Origin of the sequence: Pseudofrankia sp. DC12 (assembly GCF_000966285.1) — a bacterium.
Taxonomy (GTDB): Bacteria; Actinomycetota; Actinomycetes; order Frankiales; family Frankiaceae; genus Pseudofrankia.
Genome location: NZ_KQ031391.1, coordinates 4,911,339 through 4,931,026, shown reverse-complemented (window position 1 = coordinate 4,931,026; position 19,688 = coordinate 4,911,339). Strand labels below are relative to the sequence as shown.

The following is a 19,688-nucleotide window of genomic DNA, read 5'->3' as shown; positions in this document are numbered from 1 at the left end:
TCCTCCGCGGCTGGGAGCCCACGCTCCGCGGCCGGCGGGGGCGGACGGGCTCGGCTGGTGTGTCTGGCTCGTTCGGCGGCCGCATCGGCGACAGGCGCGAAGCCTGCACCGTAGCAGCCGAGCCATCAGCTATCTTCCCAGCCCCGCGCGCGGAGCCGACGCAGGCTAGCGAGCGGACGCCGCGTCGAGGACATCCTCGGTGTCGTGCTCCAGCCGGCTGCGCACCAGCGCGGCCACCAGCTTGGGGAACTGGTCCCGTTCGACCAGGGTGAGCAGCCGTCGCGGGTCGGCGGGCAGGCCCAGCTCGCGGGCGGTCTGGCGGGTGCGGGCGTCGACGAACGGGATCAGCTCGTCCCAGCCGGCCTGGGCCTCGCGCAGGAAGATGTCGGCACCGACCGGCCCGATGCCCTTGACCTGCATCAACAGGTCGTGCTCGCGGTCGCGGTGGTGGTCGGCAGCCTCACGCACCGCGCGGATGTCGCCGTCGTAGGTCTCCAGCAGGTAGTGGCAGGACTCGCCGAGGATGCGGGCGGTGCTCTCGTCATACCGCGCGTAGCCGTGCTTGTTGAGCACCTGGACCCGCTGCTCCCAGGTGGTCTCGGCCATGACGCGAGGGCTGGTCCAGCCCTGGTCGAACAGCGCGTTCGACGCTTCCAGGGCCGCCGAGGACCGGATTCGCGCGCTTGCGAGCGTCGCGAACACCAGCAGCCGGAACATGGCCTCGGCGGTGTCGGCGGGGACGTCGGCGGCGAAGTCCTCGGCGAACGTCCGGCCATGCCGGGAGAAGAGCTCGGCCACGACAGCCTCGGGATCGGCTACAGCCATTCCCACCGTTTACCCACGATCGCACGCGGTCACTCAGGGCTCGGACTACACAAAGCCCTTGTCAACACTCCTAGAACACTCTGCGAGGATTTCTCGGGACGATATGCCCTACCGTGGCCCGCGAACGTCAGCGACCGGTTCCGGCGGGCGCGGGCGCGACCAGCGAGGGGGGAGCGCGGCTGTGCTGCTCCACGGGGTCTTCCGCCGGTTCCCATGCCTGGCGGGCCGCCGGCGGCCCGGTACGGGACGCGGTGGCGCCCGGCCGACGGCGCCCCGAGTCCTCGGAGTGGCCCGGGCATGTTGACTCCCCTCGGCCCCACCGACCGGCGCTCCGTCGGCCCCTACCGGCTGCGCGGCCGGCTCGGCTCCGGCGGTATGGGCACCGTCTACCTCGGGGTGAGCCCGGACGGCCAGCCGGTCGCCGTGAAGGTCATCCGGGCGGACCTGCTGGACGAGCCCGAGTTCCGAGGCCGGTTCCGCCGCGAGGTCAGCGCCGCGGCCCGGGTCCGCGGCAGCTGCGTCGCCCAGGTCCTGGACGCCGACCTGGACGCCGACGAACCGTGGATGGTGACCGAGTACGTCGAGGGCGCCAACCTGATGGCGGCGGTGACCCGCGGCGGGCCGCTGCGCGACGCGAACCTGGTCACTCTCGCCGTCGGGCTCGCCGAGGGCCTTGTCGCGGTGCATGCCGCAAACGTGATGCACCGCGACCTCAAGCCCGCGAACATCCTGCTCTCCTGGGAAGGCCCGAAGATCATCGACTTCGGGCTCGCCCGGGCCGAGGACCTCACCAGCAACACCAGCACCGGCGACGTCATCGGCACGGTCGCCTGGATGGCGCCCGAGCAGCTCAACGGCGACCCGGCGACCCGGGCGACCGACGTCTTCACCTGGGGCATGTGCGTCGCCTTCGCCGCCCGCGGCCGCCACCCGTTCGACGCCCAGACCGCCGCCGCGACCGCGATGCGCATCCTGTCCACCGAGCCGGCGCTGGACGACGTGCCCGAGGACGTGCTGCCCGCCGTCACCGCCGCGCTGCGTCGCGACCCGGCCCAGCGGCCCGATGCCGCCGCTCTGGTCGCGATTCTCACCGGCCAGCCGGTCGTGGACCCGGTCGAGGCTGGGCCCGCCGCCCAGCGGCTGCTGGCCGACTGGGTGCCGCCGGGCACGACACCCGGGAACGCGGCCGGTCTCGCCTTGGTCAACGGCGGCCGCTCGGACGTCGACGCCCCGATCCCGGCCGGCCGCGCCGGGACCGTCCTCGAGCCGGCCAGTACCGCCGCGCGGGCCGGCGGGCCGGTCCCGCTGGCGGGGGGTGCCTCGACGCCCGCCGATGGCGTCGGCGCCGCCTTGGCCGGCCTGGTCAGGGCGCTGGCCAACCCGGCCGCGCCGGCGGTGGTCAACCCGGTCGACGACCCGAACGAGACCACCTCACCGCTGATCCGCCCGCCTGCCGCCGCCGGTGCGCGCGCCGCCGGTGCGCGCGCCGCCGGTGCGCGCGCCGCGGCGCCGCGCGCGGGGTCCGAGCGGGTCGATGTCATCGACGGGTCGGCGTTCGCACTGTTCTCCCAGCCAGTGGACGCAGCCGGGTCGGTCGCGGTGTCTGGCGCCGACGGCCGGCCGGCCCAGCGCGAACAGGCCGCCGCTTCGCCGGTGCCGGTACCTGCGGCCACGCCGGCGGCGCAACCGGTCCCGGCGCCGGGCAAGGCCGTAGCCACCGTGGCGGCACCCCGGGAGCTGGGGACTCGGGCGCTGCGGCGCCGGCATCGCCGCCGGCAGCGGCTGCTGCTGCTCGCGCTGGTGGCGGCCATGCTCCTGATCGCGGCCCTGGTCGCCAGGCCGCTGATCGACGCCGACGGCCCCGGACGCGGCCCGACCGCCGCCGCGAACGGGCTCGACGGCCAGCCGATGGCCGGCGCGCCCGGGCCGGCCGGCCTGGGCGGCCCAGGCGGTGGGCCAGGCCGGGTGAACGGCGCACCCGGCAACACGGCCGGCCCCAGCCAGCTGGCGGCCAACGGCACGAGCCTGGGCACGGCGGACGTGATCAGTGTCGCGACGCCGCCGAGCGGCCCGGCCACGGCGCCGCTGGCCCAGCCGAGCGCCTCCGGCCTCCCGGCCGACGCCGCCCCGCCCCCGCGCACAACCATCGTCAGCTCGAACGGCGGGCCTGTGACGGTCTACCTGGGCCCGACGACCCTCAGCCTGTTCGGCGGCGCGCGCGGCACGGTTCCCAGTGGCACGCCGGTGGACGTCTACTGCGGGGTGTACGCCCAGCAGGTCACGGCCGGCGACACGACGACCCGGCTGTGGCTGTACACCAGCTCAGGCTGGGTTCCAGCCGGGTACGTCGAGTCCGGCACCTCGGCGCCGACCGGCGCGCCGGCCTGCGTCGGCACGGTCAGCCGGCCCCAGCTCGGTTCCAGCGCACCCCGGCCGGACACCGGGCCGTTCCCCGTCACCCAGACCGTGTCCATCCTCCAGATCGTCGGCGGTGTCGTCGGCGCGCTGACGAGCGCGCTGCTCGGCGCGGACCCGGTGGGCCAGCTGCTCGGCGGCTCGCTGGTCGTGCTGCGCTGCCAGCAGACGGACGGGAACAACACCGTCTGGGACCAGCTGCTCTCCGGTGGCTGGGTCCAGCACTCCTACATCTACAGCGGCACGAACGGCTCGCCCGCCCCGTCCTGCTGACCCGTCCCGTCTGACCCGTCCCGTCTGACCCGCTCCGTCGGGGCGGGACGGCCTGCCTCCGGCCGGACTTCGGCACTTGTCCGGGACGACGGCGCTTCGCGGGGAAGGAAGTCGGTAACGATGGCATCGGCTGCCGGGGCTGCTGCCGCGCCGGGCCCGGCGCGGCACGTCTCGCCCTGGCCGGCCGCGAAGCGAGGGGACTGACCATGTCCATGGCAGGAACGACGATCTCCGCGGCGCAGGTCCAGGCCGCGGTCGAGGCCGCCGGCCTGGCGCCGTCGATCCACAACAGCCAGCCGTGGAAGTGGCGGCTGCGCGGCGACACGCTGGAGCTGTCCGCCGATTTGAGCCGTGCCCTTCCCGTCGTCGACCCGGACCATCGCCAGCTGCTGGTCAGCTGCGGTGCCGCGCTGCTCAACGGCTGGCTGTCGCTGCGCGCGGCCGGGCTCGACGTCGAGGTCGGCGAGCTGCCCGACGGGCCGGATCTCGGCACCGGGCGGCTGGCCACGCTGGAGGTCCTGGGCTACCGGCCGCCGACCGAGGACGAGACCCGGCTGGCCTCGGCGATCACCGAGCGCCATACCGACCGCCGCCCATTCGGGCCCGGCGCGGTGCCCGCGGACAAGATCCGCGAGCTGCGCCAGGCAGCCGAGGCCGAGGGCTGCTGGCTGTCGGTGCTGACCGGCGAGGACGCCAGGGTGGAGCTCGCGGTACTGCTAGCGAGGGCCGACTGGTTCGAGCACCACGACCCGGACTACCTGGCCGAGCTCGCCGCCTGGACCCGTACCGGCCCCGACGCTGTCGACGGCATCACCTGGGCGACGGCCGACGCGGGCGGGAAGCCCCAGTACGCCGAGTTCCCGCTGCGCGACTTCACCGGTGGCGCCGGCGCCGCGTCGGCCGGCTCCGCCGCGGGCCCGGCGCACGACGAGCGGGTCGAGCGCCCGGAGGCGCTCGTGCTCGGCACCGACGCGGACGGGCCGGCGGACCGGCTGCGCGCCGGCCGCGCGCTCGGCCGGGTGCTGCTGGCGGCAACCAGCGCCGGGGTCGCGACCTCCCCGCTGGGCCAGGCGGTCGACATCGAGGCGACCCGCGCACTGGTCCGCGCGGCGACGGGCGGCGCCGGCCACGCCCAGATGATCCTGCGCGCCGGCTACCCGGACCGCTCCGTCGCGCCGATGGCCCCGACGAAGCGCCGTCCGGTCTCCGAGGTCCTGGAGCAGGTCAGCATGACCTGACCGTCCAGGTCAGGGGGCGTAGGACCAGCCGGACCACCGGGTCACGACGATCAAGATCGCGGGCCCGGCCGGTGGCCGCTCGCGGTACTGGGGATAGCGGCTGGCGAGCGCGCGGACCGCCACCGCGTGGTCTGGATGCGTGGGCTCGACGACCCGGGCGAGGCCGTCGGCCCGCGCCCACCACAGGCCGGTCCAGTCGTCGTCGTAGTCGTCCGCGAGCAGGGTGACCCGCGGCTCGCGCCGGATGTCGTCGAGGCGGCGCAGCCGCTGCGTTCGTTTCGGCTTGTGGTCGACGGCCGTCACGACGGTCCCCAGGCTGCCCGGGCCGGCGGGCTCCGGACCGGCCAGCACCGCGAAGGTGATCGGTACGAGCCGGGGCGCTCCCCCGGCCGTGACGGTCGCGAGCCGCGCGACCCGGGCGGCGGCGAATCGGGCACGTGCCTCGTGCGGCGACATCTCGACCTCGCCGTCACCCACTTCCGCCCAAAGTTACCCGTCGGTATGCTCACCGTTCGGTACCAGTCTGCGCCACGCGAGCACAGCGGAGGGGAACGAACCGCGATGGGTTTCAGCCTCGATCTGACCGACGAGCAGAGCGAGCTGCGCGACTGGGTGCACGGCTTCGCCGCCGAGGTCGTCCGCCCGGCGGCCTCCGAATGGGACGAGCGGGAAGAGACGCCCTGGCCCGTCATCCAGGAGGCCGCCAAGATCGGCCTCTACGGCTTCGACTCGCTCGCGACCATGTTCGGCGACGAGACCGGCCTGTCGCTGCCGATCGCCTCCGAGGAGCTGTTCTGGGGCGATGCCGGCATCGGCCTGGCCATCATGGGCAGCAGCCTCGCCGCGGCCGGGATCTCGTCGGCCGGCACCCTCGACCAGCTCGTCGAGTGGGCGCCGCAGTGCTACGGCGACGCGGCCGACCCGAAGCTGGGCGCGTTCTGCGTCTCCGAGCCCGGCGCCGGCTCCGACGTCTCCTCGCTGCGCACCCGGGCCCGCTACGACGAGGCCACGGACGAATGGGTGATCAACGGCCAGAAGGCCTGGATCACCAACGGCGGCATCGCGAACGTCCACGTCGTCGTCGCCTCCGTCGACCCGGGGCTCAGGTCCCGCGGCCAGGCCACGTTCGTCATCCCGCCGAACACCCCCGGCCTGGTCGCCGCCAAGAAGATCAAGAAGCTCGGCCTGCGCGCCTCGCACACAGCCGACCTCTTTTTCGACGACGTCCGCGTCCCCGGCAGCTGCCTGCTCGGCGGCAAGGACAAGCTCGACGCCCGACTGGCCAAGGCCCGCGAGGGCGGCCACTCCCGCGGCCAGGGCGCGATGGCGACCTTCGAACGCACCCGCCCGACCGTCGGCGCCCAGGCTGTCGGCATCGCCCGCGCCGCCTACGAGTACGCGCTCGACTACGCCAAGACCCGCGAGACGTTCGGCCGCCCCATCATCGAGAACCAGGCGATCGCGTTCGCCCTGGCCGACATGAGGATGGAGATCGACGCCGCCCGCCTGCTGATCTGGCGAGCCGCCTGGATGGGCAAGCAGGACAGGTCGTTCGGCGCCGGCGAAGGCTCCATGTCCAAGCTGAAGGCCGGCGAGGTCGCCGTCACCGTCACCGAGAAGGCCGTCCAGATCCTCGGCGGCGCCGGCTACAGCCGCGAGCACCCGGTCGAACGCATGTACCGGGATTCCAAGATCTACACAATCTTCGAAGGCACCTCCGAGATCCAGCGGCTCGTGATCGCCCGCGCCATCTCTGGAGTGCACATTCGCTGATCGGCGGTTAGCGGTCACTCACCGCCCGGCACCGAGGTCGCTCGACCTCATCCACTCCTCATCCACGTCGATCTTGATGGGCGTCCCATCGCGCCTCTCGCCGTCCCAGTCGCCCGGACACGGATGGGACCCGTCTCCGGATCGATGATTGCGAGCGCGGTTCCCAGGCCCGGCGTGGGGCCCACGAGCGAGAGACCACCACCATGGACAACCAAAAGGGCACCCGAACAGCGCCAAGCCGCAGGCGTGTCGGGCACCTGCGGGTGCCCAGCGTGGCCTATAACCCTGCGAGACACGTAGACAAATCGGGCAATGTGAAGAGGACCCCGTGCGCGACCAACCCGTCTTTGTAGATCCGTGGTGGGATCTTCGGGGAGGCGAAGCTGTCGAACGTCAGCAGCGAGAGGCGATGACCAGAGAGCTCCACCTGGAGGTCACCGTTGGCCACCTGCTGCAAGGCCAGAGTGTCGAGGTCCTGCGCGCTCGTGTGCGTCGGATGGCATCGTCGTCGAGCTGGCAAGCGGCGGCTGGGCTCGGGTGCATCTCACCTGGAAGGCCGCCGCCGAGACACCCCCATGGCCCACCACGACCTTCTACGACACCATCAGGAGTCTTCAACCAGACCTCGACCAGGCAAGCTGACCGCGTGATCATAAGGATCGGTCCGCACCGAACACCGACCTCGCCCTCCGGTCGACGGGCGTCCGCGGGAGCAGCTATATGAACGGACGCACGACTCCGGCCGCCCTGCGGACAGCCTGAGCTACGGTGCAAGCCGCAGGCGGAGTGCCGCCGCTCTCGAACATCGGGGCGACCGCTATCGTCAGATTGTCAGAGTTCCGCGCTCTGGCGGTTCCGCGACGGGGGTCAAACATGTGGAGGCCGAGGCTTCGGCTTGGATGAGCGGGATTTCATCGTGTCGTATACACGTGCGGATCTGCCGTGGGCGACGTGGATCTCCTCTGTCTTGGAGACGGCTGGCTACCGTGTCTTGGTCAAGGCCTGGGACCTGGTTCCAGGCTCCATCTGGACCAGCATGCTGGACAGCGCTATCCAGGAGGACGCCCGACTGATCGCGGTGATCTCACCGGCGTACGAGGCGTCGACGATGGGGACTGCAGAATGGCGAGCCTTCTGGGAGACGGATCCAGCCGCAGAGCGCCGTCGCGTCATTCCCGTCCTCGTCGCTAACTGCCGACCTGATGGCATCCTCGGCACACGTGCCTCGATCGACCTCGCGGGGCTCGGCCCCCAAGTCGAACCCGACGAGGCTGAACGTCTCCTGCTAGCCGGCGTAGCCGCCGCGATCACCGGCCGGGCGAAACCCACCTCCACCGCCCGATTCCCCGGCTCGCAAGAGACACGGGACGGCGGCGGTACACCCTCGACCGGCGTGCCCTGGATGGTCGCTCCGCTGCAGCGGACGGTCGACCGACCTGACCTTGGAGAGCAGCTTCTGCGGCAGATCGCGGCGCCGGATGCGGTCGGAGTCGGCCTCACCACCGCCCTGCGCGGGACCGGAGGCTTCGGGAAGACCCATCTGGCGACGTGGCTGTGCAACCAGCCAGAGGTGCGAAACCACTTCCCGGGAGGCGTGCTCTGGGCGACCCTCGGGCAAAATGTTCGCGATGCCGACTTGGCGGCACGGGTCGAGGATCTGATCTGGGAGCTGAGCAGACAGCGTCCCGGCAGTTCCCAACCCAACTCCGCGGGTGCTGCCTTGGGTCGTCTCCTCGACGCCGACGACCGGCGAATCCTTCTCGTCATCGACGACGTCTGGGACGAAGGCCAGCTGCAGCCCTTCCTCGCCGGTGGCCAAAGCTGCACAAGGCTCATCACGACGCGCATCGAGGCCCTGATTCCCTCTGGCTACCACGAGATCCGCGTCGACGTCATGTCTACCGACCAGGCCGTCGCTCTGGTCACCGACGGCGTGGTCGGATGCCCACCGGACGCGGCAGCCCGGTTGGCACGCGCGGCGGGGTGTTGGCCCGTCCTTCTGAACCTTCTCAATGGATCCCTCAGACGCCGAGTCGAGCGGGGGCTCACTCCGGGAGCAGCAGCAGCAAAGCTCCTCGCCACGCTCGCGAGCTACGGACCCGCCGTCTTCGATCCGAGCGGCGCGACCGAACGCTCCAAGACGGTAGTCGCGACGATTCAGGCGAGCCTTGACGTGCTCGACGAAGAAGACCAGCGACGATACTTCGATTTCGCGATCTTCCAAGAGGACCTTGAGATCCCCTTGGCCGTGCTCTCGCTCCTGTGGCCTGGCAGAGACGTCGAGTTGCTGTGCGACGACCTGGCCCGGCTGGGACTTCTCGCGAACTTCAGGCTCGACCCGCCGTATCCGCGCGTCAGGATCCACGACATCATCCGCGCTTACCTTCGCGCGGATGGCGAACGCACCGGCCACCTGTCAGCGATCCACGGCCGACTCCTTGCCGCGGCCCGGCGCAGGTACCTCGCCGCGGACAGCGCACTCGATGAGTTGACCTCATGGTGGACCTTGCCCGAGGACGCTGACTACCTCTGGAGGTACGCGCCCTACCACCTCCATGAAGCCGGACAGAAGGCAGAACTCGCGGCCACCGTCTGCGACCCCCGCTGGATCGAGGCCAAGTCGCGGCTCCTTGGCTCCCCTGTCGCCGCCGAGGCCGACCTGGACCTGATCAAGACGCCGACCGCGTCCGCGCTGCACCGCGTTCTTTCCCAGTCCCCACACGTTTTCGCCCCCATCAGCCCGGCGAGTGCGCTCGGCGCGACCCTGGCCAGCCGTCTGGACCTCCCCGAACTCCAGTCCGAGCTGGCGGCCTACCGGGCGATCCTTCCTACACCACGACTCGAGCCGCTGATTCCGTTCGACGACCGACCTGACCCAGCGTTGCACCGAAGTCTCGTCGGTCACATCTCGAAGGTGCTGGCCGTTGTCTTTTCGCCAGACGGTGAGACGCTCGCGTCCTCAAGTCGGGACGGCACCATCCGGCTTTGGGACGTCCGTCGCGGCATCGAACGTGCGCTCATCTCCGGGCGCCCCATGTCCGCGCGAGCGTTGGCATTTTCGCCGGACGGAAAGATTCTGATCGCGGCCGGCACCGTCGCCGTCTACCTGTGGGATGTGGCCACCTGTGCCCCAAGGGCTCAGCTGGTCGGACATACGGCGCCGGTCCTCGGCTGCGCTGTCTCTCCCGATGGCAGCTTACTAGCGACCGTCAGCGCCGACCAGACCACGCGCCTCTGGCGGCTCCCCGACGGCAAGTACGTGACCAGCCTCCGCGGACTCGGCAACGTCGTAAGGGCTGAGTTTCTCGAACAAACCCAGCTACTCACGTTGGACGACCGCGGCGTCACGCGATGGGATCTCGAAGCAGGGCAAGGCGCTGTCATCGCCGACGACCCGGCAGGCCCCTTGCGGGCCAGCGGAGGCGGCTTTAGCCGATGCGGCCGGATCGCCACGATCCACCACGCTCAGGTTCTGCTCACGCCGTCGATCTCTGCAGAAACGCGGCTCGAGCTGTCCGGCCACGTGGACCGAGTCCGCGCCGCTGTCTTCTCCGCCGACGGTCGACGACTTGCGACCGCCGGCGCGGACCAGACCGTACGGCTATGGGATGCGGAAAGCGGCGCGCTGCAGGCGATCGTCGGCGGCCACGCAAGTGCGGTGTACGACTGCGCGTTTTCACCGGACGGCCAACTCCTCGCGACCGCCTGCGCCGACCAGGAGGTTCGCATCTGGCTGGTCGACCGGTTGGACAGCCGGGGCGGCCACGATCCCCTGCGATGGTTCCGCAGCTGCGCGTTCTCACCCGATGGGGACTACGTGTCCGTTGTTCGCGACGACGGCGCGGTCCGGGTGCTTCGGATCGACGGCGGTGCCGAGGTCGCCCGCTTCGGGCAGGGTCCACACGCGTTGTACCACTGCTCGTACTCGCCGGACGGCCGGCAGCTCGCCACCGCGAGCGGCGACAACCGAACGCTGATATGGGGACTCGAAACCGACCACAGCGTAGTCGCGCTCCCCTGGCACGAAGATCGAGCATCGGCCTGCGCGTTCTCCCCCGATGGGCACGCTGTGGCCAGCGGAAGCCTGGACGGCACCGTCCTCGTATACGAACCGACCAGCGAGACGTCCACCTTCTCCACCCAGTACGGAGCCGAGGTCCGCAGCTGCGCTTTCTCACCCGACGGCGAGTTTCTCGCCGTCGGCACAGGAACCGGGCGCACCTACCTCCACCCCACCAACAACCTGGCTTCCTCAATCTTCCACGCGACTCACAAACGCGGTGTCAATGCGGTCGCCTTCTCTAAGGAGAGCGCCTACCTCGCCGTACTGGGATTGCACCAGGCTCTACACCTCGCCGCCGACTGTCATAATAACTGTCGGCACCAACAACTCCTACCACGACGTCTCTAACAGCGGAGGCAGCGCGTGGCATGACGTTCTGCATGGCATCTGGGTCTCGGCGACGGCCGGAGCAATCGGCGCGAGAGTATCTTTCATCGGTGGCAACGACATCGAGTCCTGGGGGGCGCCCGCGCCCGCCGAGGCCTGGGCAGACGGCTGGGACGCCACGACCACCGGCTATTACCTGAACTTCGGGTCCGCAGACGGATGCCCGCAAACGACCGCCACCAACGGCGCCTGCAATAATGGCTACCACCAGTACGACTACTACAAGCTGTCGTGGGGAAACCCCAACGCCATCGTCGAGCCTCAGATCTACACCACAAACGGGGCCCAGGCCGCGCAATGGAAAGAGATCTGCCTCTACGGAGTCACCCAGGGTAAGACGATCCAGTTCGAGGGTCCGCTGAATGAGTACTACAGCGACTCGTCGACGGACACCCCCGCAGCGTCCTGGTCGCAGCTCTGGAACGACCTGAACGGCACCTCGTGCGCACAGACACCGCCCTTCGAGACCAGCTTCAAGTGGCAGTAGTGAGGTGAGTCCTATGAATCGTCCGTCCCGCTGGAGCCATCGCGGTGTTCAACGCTTTTTCGTGATCGTGGTTGCTCTGCTCTGCACGGCCGGTGTGGCCGGGGGCGCCGTCGCGATCGCGGCCGCTGGATCGACGCCCCGCCCACTCGGTCTTTTCTCGTCCACAGACAAGCTGCCCCCGGAGAAATCCGCGGAGTTGGCGCGGATGCAGGCTGCCCGTGACAGCGCCGCTGCCACTCCGCTGCCAGAACCTAGCTTCGTTCCTCCCACTTCGCCTCAACCATCTCGCGTCTCCATGATTTCCGATGCCCACCAGAGCCCGCTGGGGGGAGGGGTATTCGCGACCTCGAACATTTGGGATGGCCCGAGTCCAGTGGCCGGCGAGTGGCTGGTTGTCTTCGCCGGCGCGTCCACGACAGACGCCAACAAGGGTCCCGCGGTGTTGGTCTTCGCGGAGGCGGCAGACACCAACGCACCCGACCAGTACTTCAAGGAGGTCGGCGTGTATACGGACAGCGCTGCCGCCGGGCCACTGTCGGTGGTCAGCGCCGACAAAACCGGTCTCACTCTCGCGGCGGACGCTACCTCAGCAGGCGGAGTCGCGGGTGGTAAGACGTCCGTGACCTTCGACCTGTCCACTCACACGTTCGGATGACCGCGCGTCGATGATCGGCGGCTTGTTGCCGGTCCGCGGATCGGCAACAAGCCGCCGCAAGCCGCGAGCCTGGCCTGCTCCATGCCGCGCATCCAGCGCCGTGGGTGTGCGCCCTACCGCTCCTTCGACTGACGGGGAGTCCTGGCGCGACTCGGCGGACGCCGCGAGCCGCTGGGCTTTGGCGCTCTGCACAGCGACCTGGCCTGCCTGACGAGGCCAACAGCAGCGGGAACCTCCCCGGGGGCGGCCGGTGCTAGCTCACGACCAACGCCTCGTCGTCATCAAGCTCATCGAGATTGACCGATCGTGCCACTGCAACACATCTCAGGCGGAGCCCCACATCTTAGGAAGAGCGGGTAGAGTAGCGAAGTCACATCGGCATTCGCGACTGGACACGATATCCCTATCGACGCTCATTGGATGCCGGACGTGGAAACGCACATCCGGGTCCCCATCGGATCAACATCTCGGACCGTGTTTCCCGTCGACCGGCCCGCGGCAGGTGCCGGCCGGGAACTGGCGTCCAGAACTGTCCGCTGATGCGCTCATACGTGCGGCAACCAATTGAGGCAGGAGGCGGTACATAATGAAGACTCGGTTCTCCTTCGGCATGTTGGCCGCAGTGGTCACGGTGGCAATGACGGGTTGCCAGAGCGGATCCGGACCGACCGCGCCCGGGTCCACTGTGCCTAAGATCACTGTGCCCGGGTCGACCACGCCTGGGCCGACCAGTGGCATAGCCTCCTGCACGGGAGACGGCCTAGGTAAGCGTTTTCAGGGAGGGGCCTTCGGAGGCGGATTTGTCACGGGCATCATCGAGGTCTGGAATCCCGGTGACACCCCGTGTCAAGTCTCGGGTACCGTCACCTTCACCGCACAGACCGCGAGCGGCGCCACGGAGCCAAACGCAAAGGCCAATCGGACGCAGAAGATATCTCTGACGCTTCCCGCTCAGATGAAACCGCCGGCCGAAGGCTCAGATCAGCACGGATACCTAGTCGCCGATCTCAGCGGGTTCTACCGCGATGACTCGCAGCAGCCTGACGGTTTGTGTAAACCGCAGGACGAAGTGACGCCAGCGACACTCGTTCTTTCGATCGGGGGGCTGACAGTGCGCGTTCCCAATGAGGATCCGGCTATCAGCTCGACCGACCAAGGCGTCTCTCGAACGGTCTACGGCTGCCACGGCAACATCGTCCTCGAAACAGTCGCGGTGCGTTGATATCCATCTGATCTATGCTGCTGGCGTTCGTTCGGTGGCCGGTCGGTGGCGGCCCTACCAGCGACGCGTCGGCCCGGCGGTCAGGCCGTCAACGCGCCCCTCGGCCCCGTGCAGGTCCTCCGGGCCGAGGGGCGCGTTGACGGGCCCCCGCCCGGGTCGGTGTCGTACCCGGGGCCGGCCGCTTGCCTCGGTCCGGTGTGCACACCTGGCCCGGGTGCGGGTGGGGTCCGGGTTTGTGGCCCGGACCTCGTCTGGTGTTGCTAAGCCTGCGGGGGATGCTGTTTCGTAGGTGACGGTGACCAGCCGCTGATCGCCAGCTCGGTGGCGGTCACCTCGACGCCGCGCAGCGCGGGCATCACCGCGGTGGTCACACGGATCGCGTCGATCCGCCGGTAGCCGAAGGGGTTGTCGGCCGCCCAGTGCCCGACGGTCGCCGTCCACGGCTCGTCGAGGACGGCGGCGTCGTCGGCGAGGCCGCCCGCATACAGGACCTCGTATGGTTCCCGGTCGGCCTGATGGTAGTGGTGGCCGTGCTCGTCGTAGTACCAGGTCGTGTAGGTCCCGGCCCGGGCCTGTCAAGTTAGCGGCTCTGTCAGGCTGGGAGGCGTCCCGCAGTCGTGGCCGCACCTGGCTCCTCTGCGGTCGCGGCCCGGTCAGAGACCCCGCGGTCTCAGCCGATCGAACCGCTCGGCCGCCAGAGATCAGCCGGCGTGGAATGCGGGCGTGACAGCCGCCTCGACGATGGTGAAGACTTCGTCGGGGTGCAGTGCGCTGCGGGAGCGATCGTGGTGGCGAGGTGCGCCGCCGATGGAGCTTCCGCCGCCCCAGCCGGGTTCGCGGGCGGCGAGGGCGGCGAGGATCGTGCCCGGTTGCTCCGCCGGACCCACGGGGAAGTCGTCGACGAGGTCGCTGCGCCTGGCGACGGTGTAGGCGGTGGATCCGTCGAGCTGTTCGTGCCAGAGCACGACTCGGGTGTGTCCGCTGGCGTAGGCGGGTTCGAAGCCGCCCAGCTTGGCGTCTCGCACCATCACCCAGCCGGTGCCGCGATGGGTGACCTCGACCGGGTGGAACGGGGCAGGCACAGTGGCCGGGGCTGGCCGTCGCCCGACGGCCAGGTCCGCGATCAGGTCGACGACGGCCCTCACGGCTACCGCGAGGTCGGCGGCCATCTGGGCAGCGGTTTCGTCGCCGCCGGGTCGCCCAGGCTGGTTCGGCAGCGCGACCCGGCTCGCGAAGGCCGCGAGCAGGTCCGGGTCGGTCACCGGGTAGGCCGGGCCGTGTGCGTCCCGGCTGGCGACGACGTCGACCAGCGCCCGTGCGGCCGTCGCCGTCGCGCTGCCGGGTGTGAGCAGGTCCGGGTAGGCCAGCAGCGCGGTCGCGAGGACCGTGTCGGCGTCGACGTCGTTGACGTACACGGTGTACCGGTCGGGGTCGAGGCCGAGCAACAGCGCGTCGGCGACCTGCCGGCAGGTGGCGGAGGTGGCGAGCCGGAGACAGCCGCCATGGTGGTCGAAACTGAGCCGACGGCCGGTGGTGTCGATCGCCGGTCCCTGCACGAAACCGTCGAGCGCGATGCTGTACACGGCGAGCTCGTCGAGGAGCACGGTCTCGCCCGGTGCTACGACGACGGTAGCTGGTCAGGTAGGTGTTGTCAGTGGGCCCGGAGGAGCGGGCGTCCCGGTAGGTGGTGACCTTGTCCGCGCGCGGGTCACCCGGCGGGCCGGCGTAGTACCCGTAGTACTCGGAGTTCACCCAGAGGGTGCCGAACAGGTTCATCCGGGCCGTGCGCCGGGCGATGACGTTGCCCCGGTCGTCGGTGTCGGTCTGAACGGTGTTGCCGTTCTCGTCGGTCACCTGGGCCAGGAATCCGCGCGTGTTGTAGGTGAACGTGCGGGTACCGGTGGCGTCGCTGTGCCGGATCAGCTGGCCGCCGGTCGAGTACTCCCAGTCTTCGGCGTGGCCGCGAGGGTCGGTGACGCGTACGACAGTGGTCGGGGTGGTCTGCAGCACCGCGAACGTCGTCCGGTTGGTCAGGCCGTCCTCACGCCAGGCCACGGTGCCGTCGGTGTTGTAGCCGATGATCGTGTCGACGTTGCCGTTGGGCAGCGTGCTCTTCCCGAGTTTGCCGTTGTACGCGTAGTCATACGTCGTCGGGCTGGTGCTCTGCGGGCCGGTCACCGAGGTCAGCTGGTCCCCGGAGTACGCGTAGGTCCAGGTCAGCGGGCCGGAGTAGGCGGCGACGCTCGGCGTCGAGACGGTCGCGACGTGGGTACCTGACCAGGTCAGCGACAGCATCCGGCCCGTGGTGGCACTGGCCACCGTGTTCAGCTGGGCGTTGCCGTCGTAGTTGAGGGTCTCGGTGCGGCCGGCGACGTCGACGACCTGGGCGAGCCGGCCGTCGGAGCGGAACTGGTAGCCGCTCCCGGTCTTGTCGGTGAGCACCGTCGCCGCGGTCATGATGACGTTGTCGATGCGCCCGGTGCCGGTGGCCTCCGCGTACGGGCCGGCGCGGGTGCCGTGCAGCACGTCGGTGTCGTTCGCGGACAGGATCTGGGTGCCGTTGCGCAGCACCGCGATCGACGGGCCGTTCGCCGTGACGACGAGGGTGTCGGTGCCGGTGCAGCAGGTCCCGGCCGCGGACGTCGCGACCGTCGTCTCGACGCCGCCGACCCGCTTGACCAGCTGCCAGGTGCCAGCGGCGGGCTGGGCGACCAGCCGCCAGTAGTTGCTGGCGTCGCCGTAGCGGAACGCAAGACCCATCCCGGCCTGCGCGGTCGGCTCGGTGAAGCTGAACGTGCCATCGGCCGCGGCCGGCGCGGTGGCCAGGTCGCGGTTGCCGGACGCGGCCGCGAGGTAGGCGCTGTTGCCGCTGATGCCCCAGGTGCCGGCCCCGTAGGCGGGCCCGGACTGCCACTGCTCGCCGGTGTCGGTGACGCCGAGCCCGCTCGTCGAGTTCGCCCGGGTGAAGCTGTCGCGGTCGGCGTCGGCGACCATGACGACCGACCCGAGGCGCCCGGCGCCGGTCGACGACGCGTACAGCCCGGCGAGGGTCTTGGTCGCGAACTGGGCGTCACTGGCGGTCCCGACGACGCGGTCGTTGCGGTACACCGTCAGCACCGGGCCGGACATCCCGACCGCGTACGTGTCCGACCCCGCGCAGCAGGCGCCGCTGAACGTCGCGACCGTGCTCTCGATCCCGACGACGCGTTTCGCCAGCACCAGCGAGCTCGTCGAGGGTTTGACGTAGAGCATCCACATGTTGTCGGCGTCCTGGACCCGGAAGGCGACGCCGATCTTGTCCTGGGCGGTCGGGGCGGTGAACCGGATCAGGCCGTCGGCCGGGGCGTTCATCACCGCGACGCTGCGCGAACCGGAGCCGGCAGCGGCCAGGTAGGCGTTGTTGGCCGACACTCCCCAGGTGCCGGACAGGACCTGCCAGTTCTGCCCAGTGTCGGCGTCGCCCAGCGAGGAGGCCGAGTCCGGGGCCGTGAACGACGCGACCTGCGGAGACGGCGCCTGGACGACCGAGTAGTAGCCGTCCTGGGAGGCGTAGGTGCCGTCCCAGTTGCGCCCGAACCGGCCCTGGCGGCCATCCGGGTAACGCACGACAAGGTTGCCCTCGCCGGAGTCGTCCGCGGCCACGTTCATGTCCCAGGGCGAGGACCAGCCCTGGCCGAACATGCCCACCGTCGGGTTGCGGCTGTTGTAGGTCCGCGACAGTGTCAGCGCCGGCCCGACACCGGCCACGGACACGTCCGTGGTGGACGCCGTGTAGTTCCCGATCAGCGGCGTCACCGAGGCGACCGACGGCACGTAGGGGTCGGCGCCGAAATGCTGGCCGGTCAGCGGGGCGGCCACGTCCGGGAACACCATGATCGGCGGCGTCCAGCCGCTGGAGGTCGTGCCGTCGCTGACCCGGCCCCGCCAGTAGTACGGCTTGCCCCACTGCAGCGCGTAGGCCGGGACCTTCCAGCTCGCCGCGCTGATCAGGCCACCCGAGCCCCAGCAGTTACCGGACGCCGCGTCCGGCTGGTCGCAGATCTGGAACTCGTACTGCAGGCCACCGGCGGATCCGGTCAGCCCCAGCACCGGCCGCAGCGTCGGCACGTGCTGACCGCTGAGCGGGGTCGAGCCCGTCACCTGCGGCGCGACCGCCGGATACGACTGCGCCTGGAACCCGAGGGTCGTGATGCCGTGGTCGGAGAACCAGGCGGTACCCGCGTCCTCCATGTCGAAGTAGATCACGTAGTTGCCCGCGGGCAGCGGGTCGACCGTCGCCGCGATGTCGACCGTCTGGCCCCGGCTCACCGCGACCGGGACGTTGGTCACGTGGCCCTGGTGCACGAGCTCGTTGTTCGACGTGTCGTACACGTGGTACGACAGCTTGTAGTTGCCGTTCGCCGGCCAGGTGGACTGCCCGGTGTTCTTGACCCGGACGGTGATCTGCCCCGGCGAGTTGGCCATCACGTTCGTCGACCACTGGGGCGAGCCCGATGGCCACGAGTACTGCGCGCCGTACGGCGACCAGGTGACCGCCATGTGCGGCCGGTAGTCAGTCGACGGATCCGCCGGGTTACACAGACAGCTCGCAGAGTAGAAGGCCTTGAACGCCGCTCCGTCGGTGTTCGACGTCTGGATCGCGAGGCCCGTGTTCTGCTTGACCCCGTCCGCCCAGTCGCCGACCAGCGCGGTCAGCCGTGGATCGGAGAGGTCCTCCCAGTCCGAGCCACAGGGCGTGTTGTAGCTGTGCCCGAACGACTTCTGCGCCACCACCGAGCCGATCGAGGCGCCCGGCCACGTCATCGTCGTGCCGTCCCAGGACTGTGTCACCTCCGACAGCGACACCGGGTTCCCGGTACACGACACCGCGGACAGCCAGTTGTACAGCCAGACGTCCACCCCGAGGACGTTCGCGTTCGTCAGCTGCGCCTGGCCGTCAAAATGCACATAGCTGCGGTTGACGTCGCCGTTGTAGACGCCGTTCTTCAGCACCCATTCCGAGCTGAACGTCGTGGACGAGTTCGCCGACGACACGTAGGTGTCGTCAGAGCCCGGATTCAGCCAGGTCACCGGCGGGTCCATCTGCACCGGGTAGACCCGCTCCGGCGCGGCCAGCCAGTCCTTGTCGAGGTCGACCCGCAGCGAGACCTGGCCCTTCGCGGGCCCGTCGACCAGGCTGTAGGTGACTCCGGTCGAGGTCGCCGGTCCGCCCGCGGCGCCGGACGTGCCCGAGTCCTGCATCCAGCCCTGCGGGATCAGCCCACGCCGCTTGCCGTCCTTGTCGAGCAGGTTGACCTGGCCGTACTTGTCCATCGACGCGGTCAGGCCCTGCAGGTTCAGCGGGAACGTCCAGCTCGTCGGCGCGTCCACCGACTTCAGGACCACGACCTCAACCAGCCCGGCGGCCGTCGAGTACAGCTTCAGGTCTGATGACGGCCGCACCCCGGCGAACGACGCCGTGAATCCCTTGACATCGGCCTTCGCCGCCGCGGCGCCGTCCAACCCGAACCCCGCCGACATCCCGGCGCCGAGGTCGACCCGGGCCAGCTGCGTATCGTTCGCCGCGCCGGCGACATCCAACGCCAGCTCAGTCGCCTTACTGTGGAACCGGCCCTTGCCGTCGCCGGTCAACGTGGTGTCGATGCCGACCCAGTCACCCTGAGGGTTCTTGAACCGCTCCGGGCCCATCGTCGTCTCGGACGTCAGGGTTCCGTCCGGGTTCTTGAACGCGGTGGACGAGGCGGTGCGAGCACCGGGCACCTCGACCCGGCCCTGCTGCACCGTCCGGGGGTCACGCACCCCGGGGGCCAGCTTGGCCGGCATCGCCATGCCAGCTGGCAGCGGCTGCGCCGCCGCTCTCTCCTGCTCCGGCGTCATGCCCGAGAAGTCGACCTTGGTCGGCGCCGCGTCCGCGGTGACGGGCACCGCCCCGGCGACCTGCCCGCCGCCAGCACGCAGCGTGTCGGCGCTCGGCGCCTGCCCTGTCCCCACCTGCGTCACGCTCGTCGGGACGTCATGTGGCTGCCCAGCCGCGCTGCCCGACGACGACTGCGGCAGCTTCAGGTCCTTGAACGGGTTCTGGTCCGCGATCGGCACGATCTTCCGCGGCCGGGCGGAGTCCAGCACGACCATGCCGCCCAGCACGAGCAGCACCGCCAGCAGCGGCGCCACCCGACGTACCCGGGCGTGGCGCAGCCACATCCGACGGCCAAAGGAGGTTGGACGGCTGGAGGCAGAGCTGTGCCGGCCGGTCATCAAAAGGCTCCCGAACAAGACGTGAACACGAAAAAGCCGAGCAACCACGAGCCGGACCAGGACACTGCGCCCGTTACCGGTGACCTGCGCTGACA

The 19,688-nt window shown here is 70.1% G+C and carries 9 protein-coding genes; 6 read left to right on the top strand and 3 right to left on the bottom strand.

Features of this window, described 5'->3' with window-relative positions:
- Positions 1-165: 165 nt before the first annotated feature.
- Entirely contained in the window at positions 166-825 is a 660-nt protein-coding gene (locus tag FRADC12_RS31565) for an HhH-GDP family DNA glycosylase (RefSeq protein WP_045877747.1), read from the bottom strand.
- A 297-nt stretch (positions 826-1,122) separates the two neighbouring features.
- Between FRADC12_RS31565 and FRADC12_RS28595 the strand changes: the two genes are divergently transcribed.
- Both FRADC12_RS28595 and FRADC12_RS19770 read left to right on the top strand, forming a co-directional pair.
- A complete protein-coding gene (locus tag FRADC12_RS28595) occupies positions 1,123-3,513 on the top strand; it encodes a serine/threonine-protein kinase (protein ID WP_052711025.1) in 2,391 nt (796 codons plus the stop codon).
- 206 nt (positions 3,514-3,719) lie between these two features.
- Positions 3,720-4,751, top strand: a complete 1,032-nt coding sequence (locus tag FRADC12_RS19770; RefSeq protein WP_045877746.1) for an Acg family FMN-binding oxidoreductase — start codon at positions 3,720-3,722, stop codon at positions 4,749-4,751.
- A 9-nt stretch (positions 4,752-4,760) separates the two neighbouring features.
- Here the strand turns inward: FRADC12_RS19770 and FRADC12_RS19765 are convergent, their stop codons facing one another.
- Positions 4,761-5,228 (bottom strand): TIGR03668 family PPOX class F420-dependent oxidoreductase, encoded by a 468-nt coding sequence (locus FRADC12_RS19765; RefSeq protein ID WP_502685273.1) that lies wholly within the window; start codon positions 5,226-5,228, stop codon positions 4,761-4,763.
- Positions 5,229-5,312: 84 nt separating this feature from the next.
- Between FRADC12_RS19765 and FRADC12_RS19760 the strand changes: the two genes are divergently transcribed.
- The 4 genes from FRADC12_RS19760 (at position 5,313) to FRADC12_RS31555 (ending at position 13,338) form a co-directional block, all read left to right on the top strand.
- Positions 5,313-6,524, top strand: coding sequence for an acyl-CoA dehydrogenase family protein (locus FRADC12_RS19760; RefSeq protein WP_045877745.1), 1,212 nt, complete (start codon positions 5,313-5,315; stop codon positions 6,522-6,524).
- A gap of 895 nt (positions 6,525-7,419) precedes the next feature.
- A complete protein-coding gene (locus FRADC12_RS19750) occupies positions 7,420-10,935 on the top strand; it encodes a TIR domain-containing protein (RefSeq protein ID WP_045877743.1) in 3,516 nt (1,171 codons plus the stop codon).
- A 539-nt stretch (positions 10,936-11,474) separates the two neighbouring features.
- A complete protein-coding gene (locus tag FRADC12_RS31560; protein WP_157488952.1) occupies positions 11,475-12,116 on the top strand; it encodes a hypothetical protein in 642 nt (213 codons plus the stop codon).
- Positions 12,117-12,702: 586 nt separating this feature from the next.
- Positions 12,703-13,338, top strand: a complete 636-nt coding sequence (locus tag FRADC12_RS31555; RefSeq protein WP_157488951.1) for a hypothetical protein — start codon at positions 12,703-12,705, stop codon at positions 13,336-13,338.
- A gap of 54 nt (positions 13,339-13,392) precedes the next feature.
- Here the strand turns inward: FRADC12_RS31555 and FRADC12_RS19740 are convergent, their stop codons facing one another.
- Positions 13,393-19,509 carry a DNRLRE domain-containing protein gene (locus FRADC12_RS19740; protein ID WP_157488950.1) on the bottom strand — a complete coding sequence of 2,039 codons (6,117 nt, stop codon included), beginning with the start codon at positions 19,507-19,509 and terminating at the stop codon, positions 13,393-13,395.
- Positions 19,510-19,688: the final 179 nt, after the last annotated feature.

Excerpts from the sequence above, each read along its gene's own strand:
- FRADC12_RS31565 (WP_045877747.1), bottom strand. The coding sequence starts at position 825 with ATGGCTGTAGCCGATCCCGAGGCTGTCGTGGCCGAGCTCTTCTCCCGG.
- FRADC12_RS28595 (WP_052711025.1), top strand. The coding sequence starts at position 1,123 with ATGTTGACTCCCCTCGGCCCCACCGACCGGCGCTCCGTCGGCCCCTAC.
- FRADC12_RS19770 (WP_045877746.1), top strand. The coding sequence starts at position 3,720 with ATGTCCATGGCAGGAACGACGATCTCCGCGGCGCAGGTCCAGGCCGCG.
- FRADC12_RS19760 (WP_045877745.1), top strand. The coding sequence starts at position 5,313 with ATGGGTTTCAGCCTCGATCTGACCGACGAGCAGAGCGAGCTGCGCGAC.
- FRADC12_RS31560 (WP_157488952.1), top strand. The coding sequence starts at position 11,475 with ATGAATCGTCCGTCCCGCTGGAGCCATCGCGGTGTTCAACGCTTTTTC.
- FRADC12_RS31555 (WP_157488951.1), top strand. The coding sequence starts at position 12,703 with ATGAAGACTCGGTTCTCCTTCGGCATGTTGGCCGCAGTGGTCACGGTG.